Source organism: Bacillus sp. UNC41MFS5, from assembly GCF_000686805.1.
On record NZ_JMLP01000011.1, the window covers coordinates 251953 to 268057 of the forward strand.

Consider the following 16105-nt stretch of genomic DNA (forward strand, 5'->3'; position numbering starts at 1 on the left):
CTGGACGATTTGCCTAAAGACCCTTTCACCCCGCTGAGACTTTCCCGCCTCGATACTCAATAGGAGTGAACCCCACATGGTTTTTAAATAGTTTAATAAAATAGCTTTGATTGTCATAGCCGAGACGTTCACATATTTTCCCGACAGAGTCAGTCGTTTGTTCAAGTAATTCTTTCGCCCTGGTAATTTTCATTTTGGTAACGTATTCAACAAATGTTTCACCCATCTCTTTTTTAAACAAACGGCTAAAGTAGCTTTGGTTCAAAAATAGATAACCGGCGACTTCTTCCAGGCTGACCCGCTTTTCTAGATTCACAGAGACATAGCTAATAGCATCCAATATTTCCCTGCGTTTTGTCTGATTGTACACTTCATTGGAGAGATATAAAAATGATTTAAAATAATCAATGAGTAATACTTTTAATTCACATAAAAAATTACTCATAAGAATCTCTTGATGCAGACAATCAACCGCATGATCTTGACGGAATAACTGCAGGGCATGCATTTTGACCTTTAAATCGATTAACAGTTTTAATAACCATTCCTTTACCAACTCGGGAGGATATGTTTTTTCTTCAATGTGATTAATCCATTTGGAAACGATAGGGATAATCATAGTTTCATCTTTCTTTAACAACAATTCTCTGAAGTCTAATGAAGCTTCATCGTATTTTGAAAACAGGTCTTCAGTTGGAACATGAACCGTATCTTTCTTTATAATGGTTCCTGGCTGCATATAAAAACTCTGATGCTTTGCACTAAGCAGTATAGAAATCTCCTGCCTTATGTCTGCAAGCCTTGTGCAGTCACCGCCTATTAAAAAAGATAACTGAACATGTAAATATTTTTGAATAGCCTTTTGAATTTTTTTCATACTTTCATATGAATCGTCAAAGAAGCTGGTATTGAAGTGTTGGGAACTAGGAAAGAACAAAATGAATTCGTTCGCCGTTAAAGAAAAATGGACGGCATCCAAATTTGATTCTTTCATAAGATCATCCATTATATTATTGATGGCAAAAATTACGTTATCTTCCGAGAGGTACTGCTCTTTAGCTAAATGAAAATCATGGACGAATGCTAGTGTAGCTGTGTAGTTCCTTTTATCTAATTGTAATCCTAGCGCACTAGCATCTTTAAGCCATTCCTGTTCAAGAATTTGCGATTGATTGATCGTTTGCTTGATAAATCTTTCTTTAACATTTACTTTATTTTTGTTGAGCATGTGCTGCAGCTGAAGCTGTTCTAAAGATTTCTTTTTTTGCTGATCGATGCTTTCTTTTACTTTTTTAATTACACCGCATAAATCCTCGGGGTCAAACATGTCTTTAACGATATAGTCCTGCACCTGGAGCTTTAGTGCTTGCTTTGCAAACTCAAATTCAGAGTGACACGATAAGATAACAACTTGTAAATCTGGATTTAATTCTTTTAAGCGTTTCGTTAGTTCAATTCCATTCATTTTGGGCATTCCAATGTCTGTGATTAAAATATCAGGCATCTCATCCAGTGCTGCTTCAAAGGCACTTGCCCCATTTTCGTATGTTCCTTGAAGCTTTACACCCAGCTGCTCCCACTCAAGTGTTTGAGATAACAATTCTAATACTGGATAATCATCGTCAACTAGCATTACTTTGTACATTAGACTGGATACCTCCTTTAGGAATGGACAGAATAACTTGAGTACCCTTGCCAATTTCACTTTTTATTTCCATTTTAAAATCCTGACCAAAAGTCATAAACATTCGTTCATACACATTGGAAAGTCCTAAGGATGAGAAACCTTTTTTATTTTTGATGATTGAGTAGTCTGTGTCATTTGATAGAATGAGCTTTCTTTTCAAATGTTCTAGCGCATCTTCAGTCATTCCCTGACCATCATCTTCCACAACGATGGTCACCTCATTTTCCTTCCAATCTGTATTTACTTTAATGGTTCCGGCACTTTGGTTAAGGCCATGGATGATGCTATTTTCAATAATTGGCTGGAGGATAAATCTCGGTATCATGATGGAATTGGAATCTTCATGGATGGCTAATTCAACATTTACCTTTTCTTTTTGCCTCATATTCATGATAGAAATAAAGTCCAAGACAATTTGAATTTCTTCATGAAAGGTGATCGTTTCCTTGTCTTTTGAAATGGTCATCCGTAATAATTTTGACAATGAGCTGATCATATTCGCACTCTCTTTATCTCCTTTTACTAATACCTTCATCCGGATGGAATTTAGGACATTAAATAGAAAGTGGGGATTAATCTGAGCCTGAAGCATATCTAATTCTGCTTTTCGTTTTCTTTTCTCCGTTGCAGTAATTTCTTGAATCTTTTCATTTATGCGATCTAGCATCAAATCAAAGGATTCAGACAATCTGCCGATCTCGTCCTTGCTTCGGATTCGGGACCGGATACTTAGATTTCCTTGTTGGACGATGTCTGCAACATTTCCCAGGCGGGAAATAGGCTTTGTAATTGTTCTCAACAAATAAGCCATAAGGACAAGAAAAATAGCGAAAAAGATAATCTGAACGATAATAACTTTATTAAAAATCGAATTCACTTTATTTGTAGCTTGTTTATACGGGATAACCGAGACTAGTTTCCAGCCTGTGAATGAGATTTTATGTTCCGCAATTAAATAGTTCTTCTTCGATATTTGAAAGATATTTGAATAATTATTTTCTTTCAGTTGATCCCGGTATCGAAACAGTTTACCGATTTTAGAATGATCTTTGTTTGAAATGATATGATTGGAAGAATCGAGGAGCACCATTTCTTCATGGCCACTCATGTTTTCGAATATTTGACTGATTTTATTTTCCATTGTCGTTACGATTACGTAACCGTAGATATTGGAATTCTCATCTCTTAAGGTTCGGGCAACTGATACTTGATAGGGATTTAGTTTTTTTTCTGATTTAAACATGGTTGGTTCGCTTCCAATCCAGACAGATTCATATCCCTTTGTCAGATTCAAATGCTTAAACCACTTTTCATGAAACAAATCAGTGGGTTCATATTCACTACTAGAATAGTTTGTATATGACTTTCCATTTTTCAAAAGGATCGTGACGTAGGATTTTCCTCCAAGTAATGTAATATTATCAATCGTTTTGTTGATTTTGCTATCATCTAAAAACGATTGGTATACCTGTTCACGAGTTTTTTGGGAGATGTTCTTTGTTTTCCTTTTTAAAAGGGTATTCATTTCAGCGTCAACTTGGATAAAATTTGTAATATACATCATATCTTCGAGGAGCTTCTGAACATATTCATTGGCAATGGTCAGCTCTCGATTTGCATTAGACAATGCCTGTTCCTTTATCGTATCTTTTGTTAAATAGTTATAGATAAATAACGTCATAGTTGCTGGTATGAGTAGACAAATAATAGAAATGAAAATAACTTTAATACGAAATGAACGAGGCGATAGTATCATATGAATTTTTTTTCCCATATTCTCAGTCCTTTTAATCGAAAAATGGGATAACGGGTTACCCACTCTAATCATCCACTTATTAATGATTGTTTTCAAAAATTTCTTGTATTCTTACTTGAGAAGCTTCGATCGTCTTATTAATGTTCTGTTCACCAAAGATTAGCTTTTCATATTCTTCGTTGATTAACTTATAAATTTCAGCCTGATAGGGAACTGGCGAAGTATACTTTGATGACTTGGCATTTGTTAACACATTAATAAGTGATTCTTTATCAACTTTTTCGGGATTTTTGGTACCACTAAGAATATGATCGACAATTTTTTTTAAGTCTTGATCTTTGACTTTGTTCCATGATGGAATGTTTTTGCCTTGGACTATTTGTCCTTCAGTTGTATACCATCGAATAAAAGTATAGGCTTCCTTTTTATGCTTTGAATTAGCTGCTATTGTCACATAGTCTGTTGTTACAGGAGCATATCCACCCTTGTCCGTTTTTCGGTTTTGGGGGTAAGGGGCAACAGCCACATGGAAATTTAATGGGTACTGTTCTGAACCCCCGATTTCTGTGTTCATCCAGCTTCCTATAAGAATCGTACTTGCATTTTGATTAAAAAACTGGTTACGGTAATGAAGTTTTTGTGACAGGATATCTACATAAGGAACAGCCGATCGATCGTCCTTTTCCATTTTTAATCTTATTTCTAATGACTTCTTAAATAGGGGATTATTTAGATTCGACTTCCCATCTTCTGTCAAAAATTCCGAATTTTCAGACTCGCTCGCCAGTGCAAGTCTCATATATTCCATCCAGCTTCCATTCTGCGGCCCATGGAAGTAGGTTCCGTAATGGCCATCTCTTGTGAGTGCTTTTGCATATTCCATGAATTCATCCCAAGTCCAACTACTTGGTACCTTAAGGCCTGCTTTATCCAAATGGTCTTTATTTAAGAGGACATACCATGGATTAAATTTTCCTGGAAGCGCATAGTATTTACCGTTTATCTGGGGATCAACCTTATATTCTTCCGAAACTTTATATCCTTCTTCTTTAATAAAATCATCTAGAGGTGCAGCCATTCCCATACTTACATGTTGGGCATAACTGGCAGATTCACTAAACATGAGAACATCCATTTGTTCTCCCGAAGCAGCTGCAAGGTCCAACTTTTTGGTAGCTTCCTGCGTGTCTCCCCTATCACTCAGAATATCTAAATCAACTTGTATGTTTGGGTACTTCTTCTCAAAAGCTTTTATGGTTTTCTTCCAGTTATAGGCAGCCTCGGTTCCATAAGTATAGAATTTTAAAGAGACTTTTTTATTTTCTTTAGCGTCTGACGAGGTATTGCTTTCGCTTCCGGAACAGCCTGTAACTAGTCCCGAAAAAAGTACGGTGCCTATAAATAAAGAACATATTTTTTTCTTCATCCTTCTCCCCCCAGGAGTCAAGGCTTCTGCAAGAAAGCCCTTTCAAAAATACTCATCGAACTTTCGTCAACTAATATAAATAATTATACAAGCTTTACAGAAAATTTGACATGATTTTTAATCTCCTGGTGGAGAACAGGCTTAGCTGTACCTCTCACCAAGAATAGGCATATTTAACAAATAATCTTGTTAATTTCATTAATATCTAAGGAGACCATCTATCGCAGTTTTTACTCATTATAAAATAATTAACAATCGATGCTTTAACGTTTTTTTGATTAATTCATTGATTTTTTTGACTTATTTAAAAGTAATAGACAAAAAAAGACGACTCATTCATTTACTTTAACGAATGAGCCGCATTCTAGTGACAATAGATTTGCCTTTTATATTACTATTTATTTATCAAATAATTGGCATCCGCATTTAAAATGCTTTTAGCTTTTTCACTGGCGTATTCACTTAATGCTTTATTATTAAGACGGTCTACAAAGTCTTGAAAATGTTTAACTGCATGATCTAGCCTGCCAATGTCAAGCTGATGCTGTGCTTGCTGCAGAGCATTTGTTAACTGCGGGATCATTGGCCCACTTAACTCACCTTGGGAAGTTAAGCGGTCTACAAGTTGCTTCATTGAATTTATATTGGTATTGACATGAAAGGTAAATGGCAATTCAGATACTATATTACCGGCATTATCCTCTACTGTAATAGTTGCGGTGAAGTTTCCTGGATTACCTGCCCTATCTATCTCCACACTTTGTGTTTTAGAATCAATAGGATAGTTTTTGCCATCAATATGGATGGATGCAGCAGCAATTCCGGATAAATCATCCACTGCTTTAAAGGTAAGCGGCAAATAGTCGTCAAAGCTTTCCCCCTCACTAAGAATCTTTCCATCCACCAGCAATTCAAAGTCTGGATTAGCTTTATCAATTTTTATCGTCTTCTGTTTTGCCTCTTCTGTATTTCCTGCTTTATCAATAGAACGATACTGCAGTGTATGAGTCCCATTCTGCTTGACGACAATCGGCTCACTATAAAGAATCCAGTCTCCACTATCACCTATCCTGTATTCTGTTCGATCAATACCAGACACGTTATCTTCTCCCGCTAAAGAGACGTTAACATTTGTATTGTACCAGTTGTTTTTCCCTTCACCTTCAACCTTAGCTGAAGTAACCGGTTTCGTATGATCTACTAATTCACCCACTGCCTCAATTGCATCAATTGTATAGGAGCCACTAATTGTCTCTACCTGAATGGTGTGCTTTCCAAATTTCAAACCTTGGATAGAATAGGAAGTGGCACGATCACCAGCAGCAGAAACACTATTATTTGTGTCTACCGCCTGACCATCAATCAATACCTTAATTTTGGATGTTCCAGTGTTGCCCACTAGATTGACCCCAGTTCCGGTAAACGTATAGTTCATGATACCGCCTTGTGAACTAACAGAATTGGTTCGGTTAAAATTGCCATAGCCTGTAGAGACATTATGGCTCCATGTTCCTTGATACTGAACATGAGAATCCAAATCGTCCACTCGATTAACATAAGCGGAAGATCCCTCAATCGGAACTACCTTAAGGTTGTCAAACTGAGTATGATAATATCCGCTAGTAATCCCAATTTTCCCAGACATATACTGACTTGTTGTATCTGTAAAGTCTGCAATCTTGGTGCCGTCAACGTAAGCTGTGATTGTATTATCCACAACTTTGAGAGACCCATTATGCCATTTGGAGTTGTCGAAACCATTAATCGTTCCTGATAATTTCACAGTTCCGCCTTTAAGCAGCTGGTAGGAACCATCCTTAAACACCTTGAAAATATAGCCCGGATTTTCTCCGCCACTAGTAATCAGATTTCGTGCAGCGATTCCTGCATAGTTAGCACCTGTGCCCTCAGTTGCGGTATCAAGCAGGAAATCGATACTGACTTGGTAATTGGACCAACGATCGTCACCAAGCACTGTATCATTACCTGGTTTAGGATTCCATTCCCCGCTGGCATGTGTGCTTTGATCAATTTGCGCCATCAACGTGTTATTGTCAGGATCGGTATTAACTTCAAAAGCCCCGCCGATATCGGTAGTGTAACGCGGTGTATATCCACGGCTTTCAAGATATCCTTGGTCACTGTTGTTTAAGACCGACTCATCATTATATGAAGTATATTTTTCATCTTTATACTCAAAATCGTCTGTATAAGGCAATGGTAAAACCTTATCATTTTTCTCATCTTGATCAGCATCACGTTTATACTCTTTTTGACCGCTGGTTGTTGTCAACGTAACAATAGAATTAGGTTTTACATTATAGGTAAACGTATAGCTTCCGTCACCATTTTCTTTAGGTGTAATATCATCTATATGTTTCATCCAGTTAGCATCGTATGCTTGTCCATAATCCGGACCTTTGGTTTCCCAGACTTTAAGGCTGCTTCCGGCTTTATCCAGGTTTTTCACCGTAACGCTGTATTTACGCGGTACTGAACTATCGTTGGTGAAAATCATCGAATAATCATCCGTGTCAGGATCGGTAAGAGTCAAGTAATTGTTGGTCGTATTACTGATGGAGTTGGCACCGTTTCCATCTCCAAAACTCGCACCAAGAATATACTTCCAGCCCGTCTCAGCAAAATTCATAAAATGACGAACCATCTGAACTCCAGAATCGGAATATGAATAGCCAGACCAAGGGCTGTCAGCATGAATCAGTTCTTTAGACGAATACTGTCCGCCGTCGTAAAATGAACCGACAGCTGGTTGAAATTCATAACGGGTCATATAGGCACTTTTGGTATCGGATGAATAAAACATGTTAATCAAATGGTTTGCCGTATCAAGGATACCGTTAGTCCCACCCAAGCCGCCTGCAGGAGTCGATGAATTCACCCGATATTCTGAGAATGTCATCGGAGCCGTTCCCTCGCTGTACCAAACTTCCTTTTGATATGTCTTATTCATCAGAATACTGTCAGCGGTTCCATAGGCATTATAGTGCATGCTGATCACATCGACTGCATTGCGCAATTCTTCATCGTTTTTCATTAATGTAGCAATTTTTATCGTAGCGTTTTCGTCGGAGGCGACAATCTTAATTTTGCTATAATCATAGCGTTCATCAGTCTCACTCTTAAGGCTCTGTGAAAAATACTTAACCCAAGCCGTATCAGGTGAACCGGTTTCATTTTTATCAGGGTCGATATAGTCCATCTTTACTCCATAGGTGTCGTATACCGCATCAATCGTATTCTTGTACCATTTATAACGTGCCTGATATCCTGCGGCTGTGCTAGTTTTAAACGCGTCGCTCACCCATTTAGGATCTGCCCAGCGAAGTGCGTCCACCGTGATGTTTGGATTAATCTTTTTAGCATCTGCAACAAGATGCCAATCCGCACCGCGTAATACATTGGCCTTCTCATCGGCTGTTCGCATGGTAGCCGGTGTTGCTTCAGTCGAGGTATTTAAATCAGCACCTAACTCCACTTTAATATGGTTGAGTCCAGCACCTGTGGTTGGATTAAAAAGCTCGTTTAAGATTTTCTGATATTTCTTAGGATTTTCCGCTTTGTAATCCAGCAGTAGACGCGAAGTTCCATTAGCTGATACCATCCCAAAGCCCTTAAAGGTGTTGGCTGGATTCTGATCTGCCTTGTTCCCGTCAACAGTGATTGGAGTAGCTTCTAGGCTCTCTGTTGTTACCTTGAGAGTGGAAGATTTATCTGATTCGCCTGCACCATTTTTTGCTGAGACTTCATAGTAGTAAGTGGTATCAGGTAATACGTTGCCATCTGTGAATGTATTTGCAGAAACCTCATCTATAAGCTTGTAATTACCGTTAGCGCTGTCAGACCTATACACTTGATATGTATCAGCTCCAGGTACTTGATTCCAATTAAGCACTGCTGAACCGGCCGTTACCGTTCCGGCTGCCAAATCAGTTGGAATAGCAGGTTTAACTAGCTTGGTCGTCAGTTTTAATTCTGTACTCTTTGCCGACTCATCTTCATTCCCATCAACAAAGGTCATAACATAATAGTAGGTTTTCCCTGTAACTAGTGCTGTATCAGTAAAAGATGCTTCTTTACCAGAATTCACAAGCGAATAGCCGCTTCCAGAAGTAGTTGACCGATATAGATTATATCCTGCGGCCCCATTAATGCCATTCCAATTCAGTGTTACAGAGGTGTCTGTAATATTGGAAGATGAAAGCACAGCTGGATTAGGTATCGCTTCATTTGTTGTACATTTTATAGAATCAGACAAAGCCGATTGCCCGCTTTCGCCAACCGCTGCTATTTTGTAATAATAGTTTGTTGACGCATCTAATCCTTTATCTGTAACCGATGTCCCAGTCACATTGGATTGAACCATATCATACGGGCCAGCAGCACTCTTAGCTCTGTAGATATTATATCCAGTCGCACCAATGACAGTATTCCAGCTTAAACGTGCCGTAGTTGATGTGACTGCAGCCGAAAAGTTAGCAGGTGCCGATGTTCCAGCTGCTGTAATCGCTGTTACCTGAATATCATCCACATAAACGGGCTGCCATTTATCTCTTATGGCTATTTTGCCGCTTGTAAACGTATCATCCGTTGCACTCATTACCAATGTATCGACTCCATTATTAACGGTATAACATTGGATAGAGTTTCCTGATACTACCATTTTTAGAGTGTACCAAGTGTTTTCTTTCGTGGTAAAATTGGAACTTTTCAAGGTCGTACTAGTCCCGTTTACCACTTTTGTTAGGACTAAACTAGACTTTTGCATTTGTAAATAGTAATAATTACTTTTGTCCTTAAAACGTGACAAAATCCCGGGCCATACGTTTGCCGTACTTGGCGCCCTCAAACGCATTGATACAGCATAGTCCGTCCATTTTGAACTTCCTGCACTAATGATTCCCTCGCTTGTATCTGTCTGGTTCAATACTTTATTCGATGAATCGGCCGGGTCAGCTGAGATCTGCCATTCACCAGAATCTACAGTCCATGCAGGATTGGAGGAAAAATTACCATCCCCAAAATCATCCTGTAAAAGATTATTAGACACCCCTGTAGTTGTCCCAGTTTCTGCATATGCAGAAAGGCCTGACGGAATAATCAAATTCGAACTAACCATGAGCGTTGCTAGAATGGAAGAAACTTTCCTTTTTCGTTTCATCTGCGAACCTCCAAAATTAATTTGATATTACACGTAAAAGCCTTTTACAAATCTAAGAAACTATTCATTGTAAAAGGCGGAATCGACCTTTTGAAGTAAACAAAAACTACTATTCTTCTATCTAGCTAACCAGCCGCCATCGACTGCTAAAATATGACCGTTCATATAATCTGAAGCTTTACTTGCCAAAAAGACAACGACTCCTTGTAAATCTGCAGGTGTTGCCCAGCGGCCAGCAGGAATTCGCGAAGTAATTTCCACTTTACGTTTTTCGTCTTCACGGATTGGTGCGGTATTAGCCGTTTCCACATATCCTGGAGCAATCGCGTTAATTTGAATACCGTATTCAGCCAACTCATTGGCAAATGCTTTTGTTAAACCTGCTACTGCATGTTTACTTGCTGTATATGGAGGGACAAACTTTCCGCCTTGGAATGATAACATGGAAGCCACGTTAATAATCTTTCCGCTCTTTTGTTCGGCCATTACTTTCGCGACTTCCTGGCTTAAAAAGTAAGTAGAGTTTAAGTTAATTTCCATGACAGCATCCCAATCCTCTTGTTTATACTCAAGAAGCGGGCCGCGTCGGATCGTTCCTGCGTTATTTACTAAAATATCAATTCTTCCATATGCCTTTAAGCAAGCGGACACAATATCATGAATGGAATCACGATTTGATAAATCTGCTTGAAAAAATTCTACCCGTCTCCCCTCTTGTTTAATTAGCTCTCTCGTTTCATCCCAATTACAGCCATGAGTAGTAATAAAGAGGTCAGCACCTGCTTTGGCAAGAGCGACGGCATAGCCTTGACCCAGGCCTGTATTACCGCCGGTTACGATGGCAACCTTACCTTCTAATGAGAAATAATCTAATGAAAATTGCTGCAAATCATTTTCCATGAATATAACCTCCAGTAATTATCGTAATTCCTCCATCTTTATATGGTCCATATCATCATAAGTGATGTTTTCCCCACACATCCCCCATATAAAGGTATAGTTACTTGTTGCTGTACCTGTATGGATTGACCAACTCGGAGAAATAGCAGCTTGTTCATTCTTCAAGACTAAATGTCTAGTTTCGTCAGGCTGCCCCATAAAGTGGAATACACGAGTATCCGGTTCCATATCAAAATACAAATAAACTTCCATACGACGTTCATGAGTATGACAAGGCATCGTATTCCACACACTGCCAGGGGATAACATTGTTAATCCCATTTGAAGCTGGCAGGACTGACAAACATTTGGATGTACGTATTGATAAATCTTTCTTTCATTTAATGTCCCTGGTTCTCCCGCTTCAAGTGGTTTAATAGTTTTGATATCAATTTTTACCGTTGGATAGGTATGGTGGGCTGGCGTAGAATTGATATAAAATTTGGCAGGATCTTTGGGATTTTTAGAGCGGAACAAAACTTGTTCTGTTCCCTTTCCTACATATAAGCCATCACGAAGCTCCATATCATATTCAACTCCATCAAGAACAACAGAACCCGCTCCACCGATATTAATGATTCCCAGTTCACGGCGTTCAAGAAAGTAATTTACGCCAAGTTCTTTATCCAAATTAATCGTTAATTCATTTGGGGCTGGAGTAACTCCGCCAAAAATCATCCGGTCTACATGGGTATAAGTTAAATGAACCTTTCCTGGTTCAAAAATGGTTTCTACAAGAAAGTCATTCCTTAATTCCTCGGTCGTATATCTTTTAATTTCTCGCGGATGATTGGCATAACGTGTTTCCATTGTTTTATTCTCCCTTTTCATGTATTTAAATTTCCATAGATGAACGTATCAGATATCTACACCTAATAGACTCTTTGGAATGGTAACCTTCTCTTGACCAACTGTTAAGATAATTTCATTTTCTTCTATATTACAATTGGCTGCTAGAATGGTATCGTCTATAAAACTCCCATAAAATCCATGGATGAGTAAATGTTTTCCTTTTTCCACTTTATCCTTTGCCGTCGGGATATAGGTTTGATCCTTCATGATGTTGGAATTCGGCTCACCAAATACAAATTCCAGTTCGGAATGATGACTAAAATCAATCACACCAACCTGATGCTCATCATTCGTCACTTTAATTTGATTGGATTCAGTCACCATTTTTTTCTGCATATGAACACCATCTATATCAAAGCCGAGCGCAAAGCCTCCATCTGCAAGATAAATCGTCTTATCTGTTTCAATCCTATGGATCCGGAAATGAAAAGGCGTAAATGGAACAATAATACTTCTAATTTTTACCCCTTCAAATGGATGCCAGTTTGTTAGTAAATAGTCTTCCGTAACTTGATAGTCGGATTTTTCATAGCGCATTTTGTAGTATCTTTCAGGGTCTAAGCTAACGGCTAGAGTATTATCAAAAGCACCTTGCCTTAAATTCAACTGCCCTTTAGAAACGCTAAATCCAAACACACTTGAATAAACAAACTTTTCATATTTCGCATCACAATGGGTATGCGGTTCACAATGTAAGCCAGCCGTATACAATTGAACTTGTCTATTGTTCTGATCTCGTGTCACTAAGATTCGTGCTGGAGTGATTAGCTTTTTGCTAGGAAGTTCTGGTGACTTTTCTGGAATGGACCAACAAGGATGTTCTTCAGGCAATCCCAATAACAAAAACGCCTTCAAGGCCCAATAAGGGGAGCCAAACGCATTATATCCTTCCGTAAACACTTGATTTCGATAGTAATAGCCAACTGTCAGCAAACCATCATGACTAAAAATGGATTGTTTCATCCAATGCTTTAAGTGTTCCACCACCAGCCATTTCATTTCTGAATAGGGCAGGACTTCAATTTCGGCAAAAATGGCTGCACTAAAAAATGCTACTTGGGCAAAACGATAGGTCATACTCCGGCCAAATGGGACTGCTGCCCCATTCCCATCAAAGAAGCAGGCAAAAGATTGGGCAAACTCTTTAGACCGTTCCACAAAAATTCTTGCATGCTGATCCTCTTCACACGCAGTTTTTGCGTAAACCAAACCGTAAAAGTGAATCGCAAAAGGAACATAATAGTCTATTTGATCAGGGTATCCGTCTACATACCAGCCTTCTGAACGGTAAAAGGAATGGATGGTCTCCAAGTCCTCCTCTAATCGATTTTCATTATAGGCCAAGCCATTGAGACGAAAACCATGGTTCACTAAAACTCGGAAAAAGAGCCAGTTATTACGCGGTATATCGCAATCATTAATTTGATTTAACCAGGCATGCAGCTGTTTCTGTTCCTTTTCATTAAAGAAACTCAGCCATTTTTCACCACAAATACATAAAGCTAATCCAATAACGGCCATTTCAACAAGACGTTGATCATAATGATGGGTTACCCCGAAATAATGTTGATGTTCTGGATCGATACCCGCTTTAAGTCTAGCAATATATCTCTCGAGTTCTTTATATTCAGTCCCCCCGGCAAGTAATGGAACTATTCCCCAAAGCGGCCGAAACAAGGCTTCCATTTGACGGGTTGTTTCACTGTAATGCGTACCGCCCGTATCAAACTTCACCCCAGGACCTTCGCTGTCAAAATGCGCGATTAGTGGGTCTAGCAATTTTTCTAATAGATCTACTAACTCTTTTCTGCTCGTTCCCTTTATCGTTTCAACATGATTCATCTTTTTCATCTTTTTCACCTTCCAACCAGGTCACCTTTAGCGTAAATTCTTGTCTTTTGTGATCCTTTGAAATGAAAATGATGGTGTAGACCGTTTCATTTTCATTAAAATGGTTTTTTAATTCTAACTCTTCAAGCTCAACCGTAAATAGTTCCTTATCAAAATGGAGAGTCCATTGTCCATGATTCCAAGAAAGAGTCCCTGATTGAATTTCTGGCTTTCTCCTCGTTATAAAGTGTGTTTCATATGGTATCGGCTGTGTAAATACATCCTGAATCGTTAATTCACGTTCATCAGGCAATATCGTATAGGAACGTGTAAATGAAAGTTCCATTGTATTCGGATAAGCATCGTGAAGAGCAAACTTCACAGAGAAATGCTTCGGTTCCTGACTAATCTCTATTATCTCCGCGTGATAGTCTAGGCCCTCCCTTTGCTCCTCTTTATCTAAGTACGGGACCGAATGATAATACGATCTTGTATGGGCAAACTCATATCTTTTCTCACCAAAATAATCGGCTGTATACACTGGCGCACCTAAGTCATCAAAAATTAATCCCTGGGCATCACCTAGTATGAAATGTCCTAAATCATTGTGATTATGAGATTCACCGTTATTCCCGCCTTTTGCAGCAAAATAAAGATTGGGTCGTTTAACTATTGCCCACTCAGCATCATCGAAAATAAACTCACCATTCCACTCTTGATAGGAATCTATTACTTCCTCATTGCTCCAAAACAAGATCCTGCTTAGATGGCCCCAGCGATAACAGTGATCAAAGTGGAAATCCGTAACCGTACTTTCTTTTGAGGGGACAATACCAAACTTTTTATAAAAGAAAGCATTAAGGCTAGAAGGAATGGTTACATTCTCAGGTGAATCTGAAAAAGGCAGATAATTTCCCGAAGGCATCATAGCTTTTAAAGGAAACGTCACAATTTCCTTCCACTTGGGAGCGGCAAATAAATTTTTCCCTTCCACTTGTTCATACATATCTGCAAGATAGGTGTAATACCCTACACCATAAACCCAATACCCCATTCCTTCCACACAGGCACCATCATCTCCATACCCTTGTAAAAAACATTCCAGCGCATTTTCTACCCTTTGTAAGATGAGACCGCGTTTTTCTTGGTCTTTCTCTAAGATCAAAGCTGCCATTCCAATTGAACCGGCACAAACCGCACTCCAATTATTGGTCAGTCTCTCAAACTTCCATTCCTTACTGACAAATGGAGTTAATACCCGTTTTTGAATTTCTGTTTTGATCATATCCAGTAATACCGGGTTTAATTTATGTTTAAAAAGAACCGTACATTCTGCTAAAAAATGAGCCGTTTCCGATGCAAATAAATCAACCGTCTCATAGGCATCCATATATCTCGTTTTATCTTCACTAATTGGAATATGAGCTGGTAACGCCCAACTATATTCCTGACAAATGGAGAAGAGAATCTCCTCAAAAAGTGGAAGTTTCTCTTCACAATGTCCCCATTGCAAATAAAGGGCTAAAGATGCAGCATCTCTTCTGCGCTTAAAATATACATCCTCTAGCAATTTGCGATTGCCATCCTTTAAGTATGCGAGGTAACCTTCTAACTTAGGTAAAAGGAGCGTTCCCTCACTTGTTAATTCTCCAATATATTTTTCTACTTGATTTTGGAAAGGCTTAGTATAATTTTTCTTTACACTAAAGTTGGAGAAATACTCCTCAACAGGTATCAATGTTTGGCACTTCCTTTAAGTAAAATCCCTTTAACGCTCGATTCATTTCGTAAAATCAATGAACTATTACGCACAATCAAGAAAAAAATGAAACTTGGTAATACCATGAAGGCAAAAACGGGTTTAATTAATAATATGAAGATAAAAAAGCAAGCCAATATCGTATTTAAAAAGGTAATATAATATTTTTTAATAGAATAATAGAATGACAAGATGAACAGCGTTTTTAATGAATGTTTCGTTTTTGCCATGATCACCAGTCCACAAACAACCATATTTAATAATAGGATGGATAAGATGATAAATAAGGGAGAAACAATAGCAAATACTGATTTATCCATAAACACCGCAATATCAATCGCTAAAATGAATAACAGTGCCAAGGTGATCGACCATAAACGCAGCGACTCCGCGAATTTCCCCTTAAAAAAATGCCAATAATCTTTTGTCACACTAATATCTTTTTCTACCACTATTTTATTAAGAGCTGCGAGTAATGCTGCTAACGCAGGTCCCATTGGTATAAGCGTAATAAAGTAATAGATCATGTTTGATGGGACAAATTGTAAAGTAGACAGTGCCAGGATAAAGGGTATATTAGCAATAGCAAAATACAAATTTAACATCAAAAACCAATAACCATAATTAAAAATGGCAGCATATTGAAAATGGGACAGGTTCATTCGAAACATGTAAGA

At 38.4% G+C, this 16105-nt stretch carries 9 protein-coding genes; all 9 read right to left on the bottom strand.

What is annotated here, in order from left to right:
* Positions 1 to 25 precede the first annotated feature (25 nt).
* Entirely contained in the window at positions 26 to 1645 is a 1620-nt protein-coding gene (locus tag BR30_RS0106130) for a response regulator (protein ID WP_026564251.1), read from the bottom strand.
* Positions 1623 to 3539: a cache domain-containing sensor histidine kinase gene (locus BR30_RS0106135; protein ID WP_081825365.1), complete on the bottom strand. Its 1917-nt coding sequence runs from the start codon at positions 3537 to 3539 to the stop codon at positions 1623 to 1625. The genes BR30_RS0106130 and BR30_RS0106135 overlap by 23 nt, the downstream gene beginning before the upstream one ends.
* A complete protein-coding gene (locus tag BR30_RS0106140) occupies positions 3523 to 4869 on the bottom strand; it encodes an ABC transporter substrate-binding protein (protein ID WP_026564253.1) in 1347 nt (448 codons plus the stop codon). The genes BR30_RS0106135 and BR30_RS0106140 overlap by 17 nt, the downstream gene beginning before the upstream one ends.
* A 394-nt stretch (positions 4870 to 5263) precedes the next feature.
* Positions 5264 to 10048: an OmpL47-type beta-barrel domain-containing protein gene (locus BR30_RS35135; RefSeq protein ID WP_051633483.1), complete on the bottom strand. Its 4785-nt coding sequence runs from the start codon at positions 10046 to 10048 to the stop codon at positions 5264 to 5266.
* Between the two features lie 117 nt (positions 10049 to 10165).
* Positions 10166 to 10948: a 2-dehydro-3-deoxy-D-gluconate 5-dehydrogenase KduD gene (gene kduD, locus BR30_RS0106150; RefSeq protein WP_026564254.1), complete on the bottom strand. Its 783-nt coding sequence runs from the start codon at positions 10946 to 10948 to the stop codon at positions 10166 to 10168.
* 18 nt (positions 10949 to 10966) lie between these two features.
* Positions 10967 to 11797 (bottom strand): 5-dehydro-4-deoxy-D-glucuronate isomerase, encoded by an 831-nt coding sequence (gene kduI / locus BR30_RS0106155; protein WP_026564255.1) that lies wholly within the window; start codon positions 11795 to 11797, stop codon positions 10967 to 10969.
* 48 nt (positions 11798 to 11845) lie between these two features.
* The gene (locus BR30_RS0106160) at positions 11846 to 13690 is read right to left on the bottom strand and encodes a DUF2264 domain-containing protein (protein WP_051633484.1); all 1845 of its coding nucleotides are present in this window, start codon (positions 13688 to 13690) and stop codon (positions 11846 to 11848) included.
* Positions 13668 to 15407, bottom strand: a complete 1740-nt coding sequence (locus tag BR30_RS0106165; RefSeq protein ID WP_026564257.1) for a heparinase II/III domain-containing protein — start codon at positions 15405 to 15407, stop codon at positions 13668 to 13670. The genes BR30_RS0106160 and BR30_RS0106165 overlap by 23 nt, the downstream gene beginning before the upstream one ends.
* Complete coding sequence (locus BR30_RS0106170) at positions 15404 to 16099, bottom strand: DUF624 domain-containing protein (RefSeq protein WP_026564258.1); 696 nt, start codon at positions 16097 to 16099, stop codon at positions 15404 to 15406. Before BR30_RS0106170 ends, BR30_RS0106165 begins: the two co-directional genes overlap by 4 nt.
* Positions 16100 to 16105 lie beyond the last annotated feature (6 nt).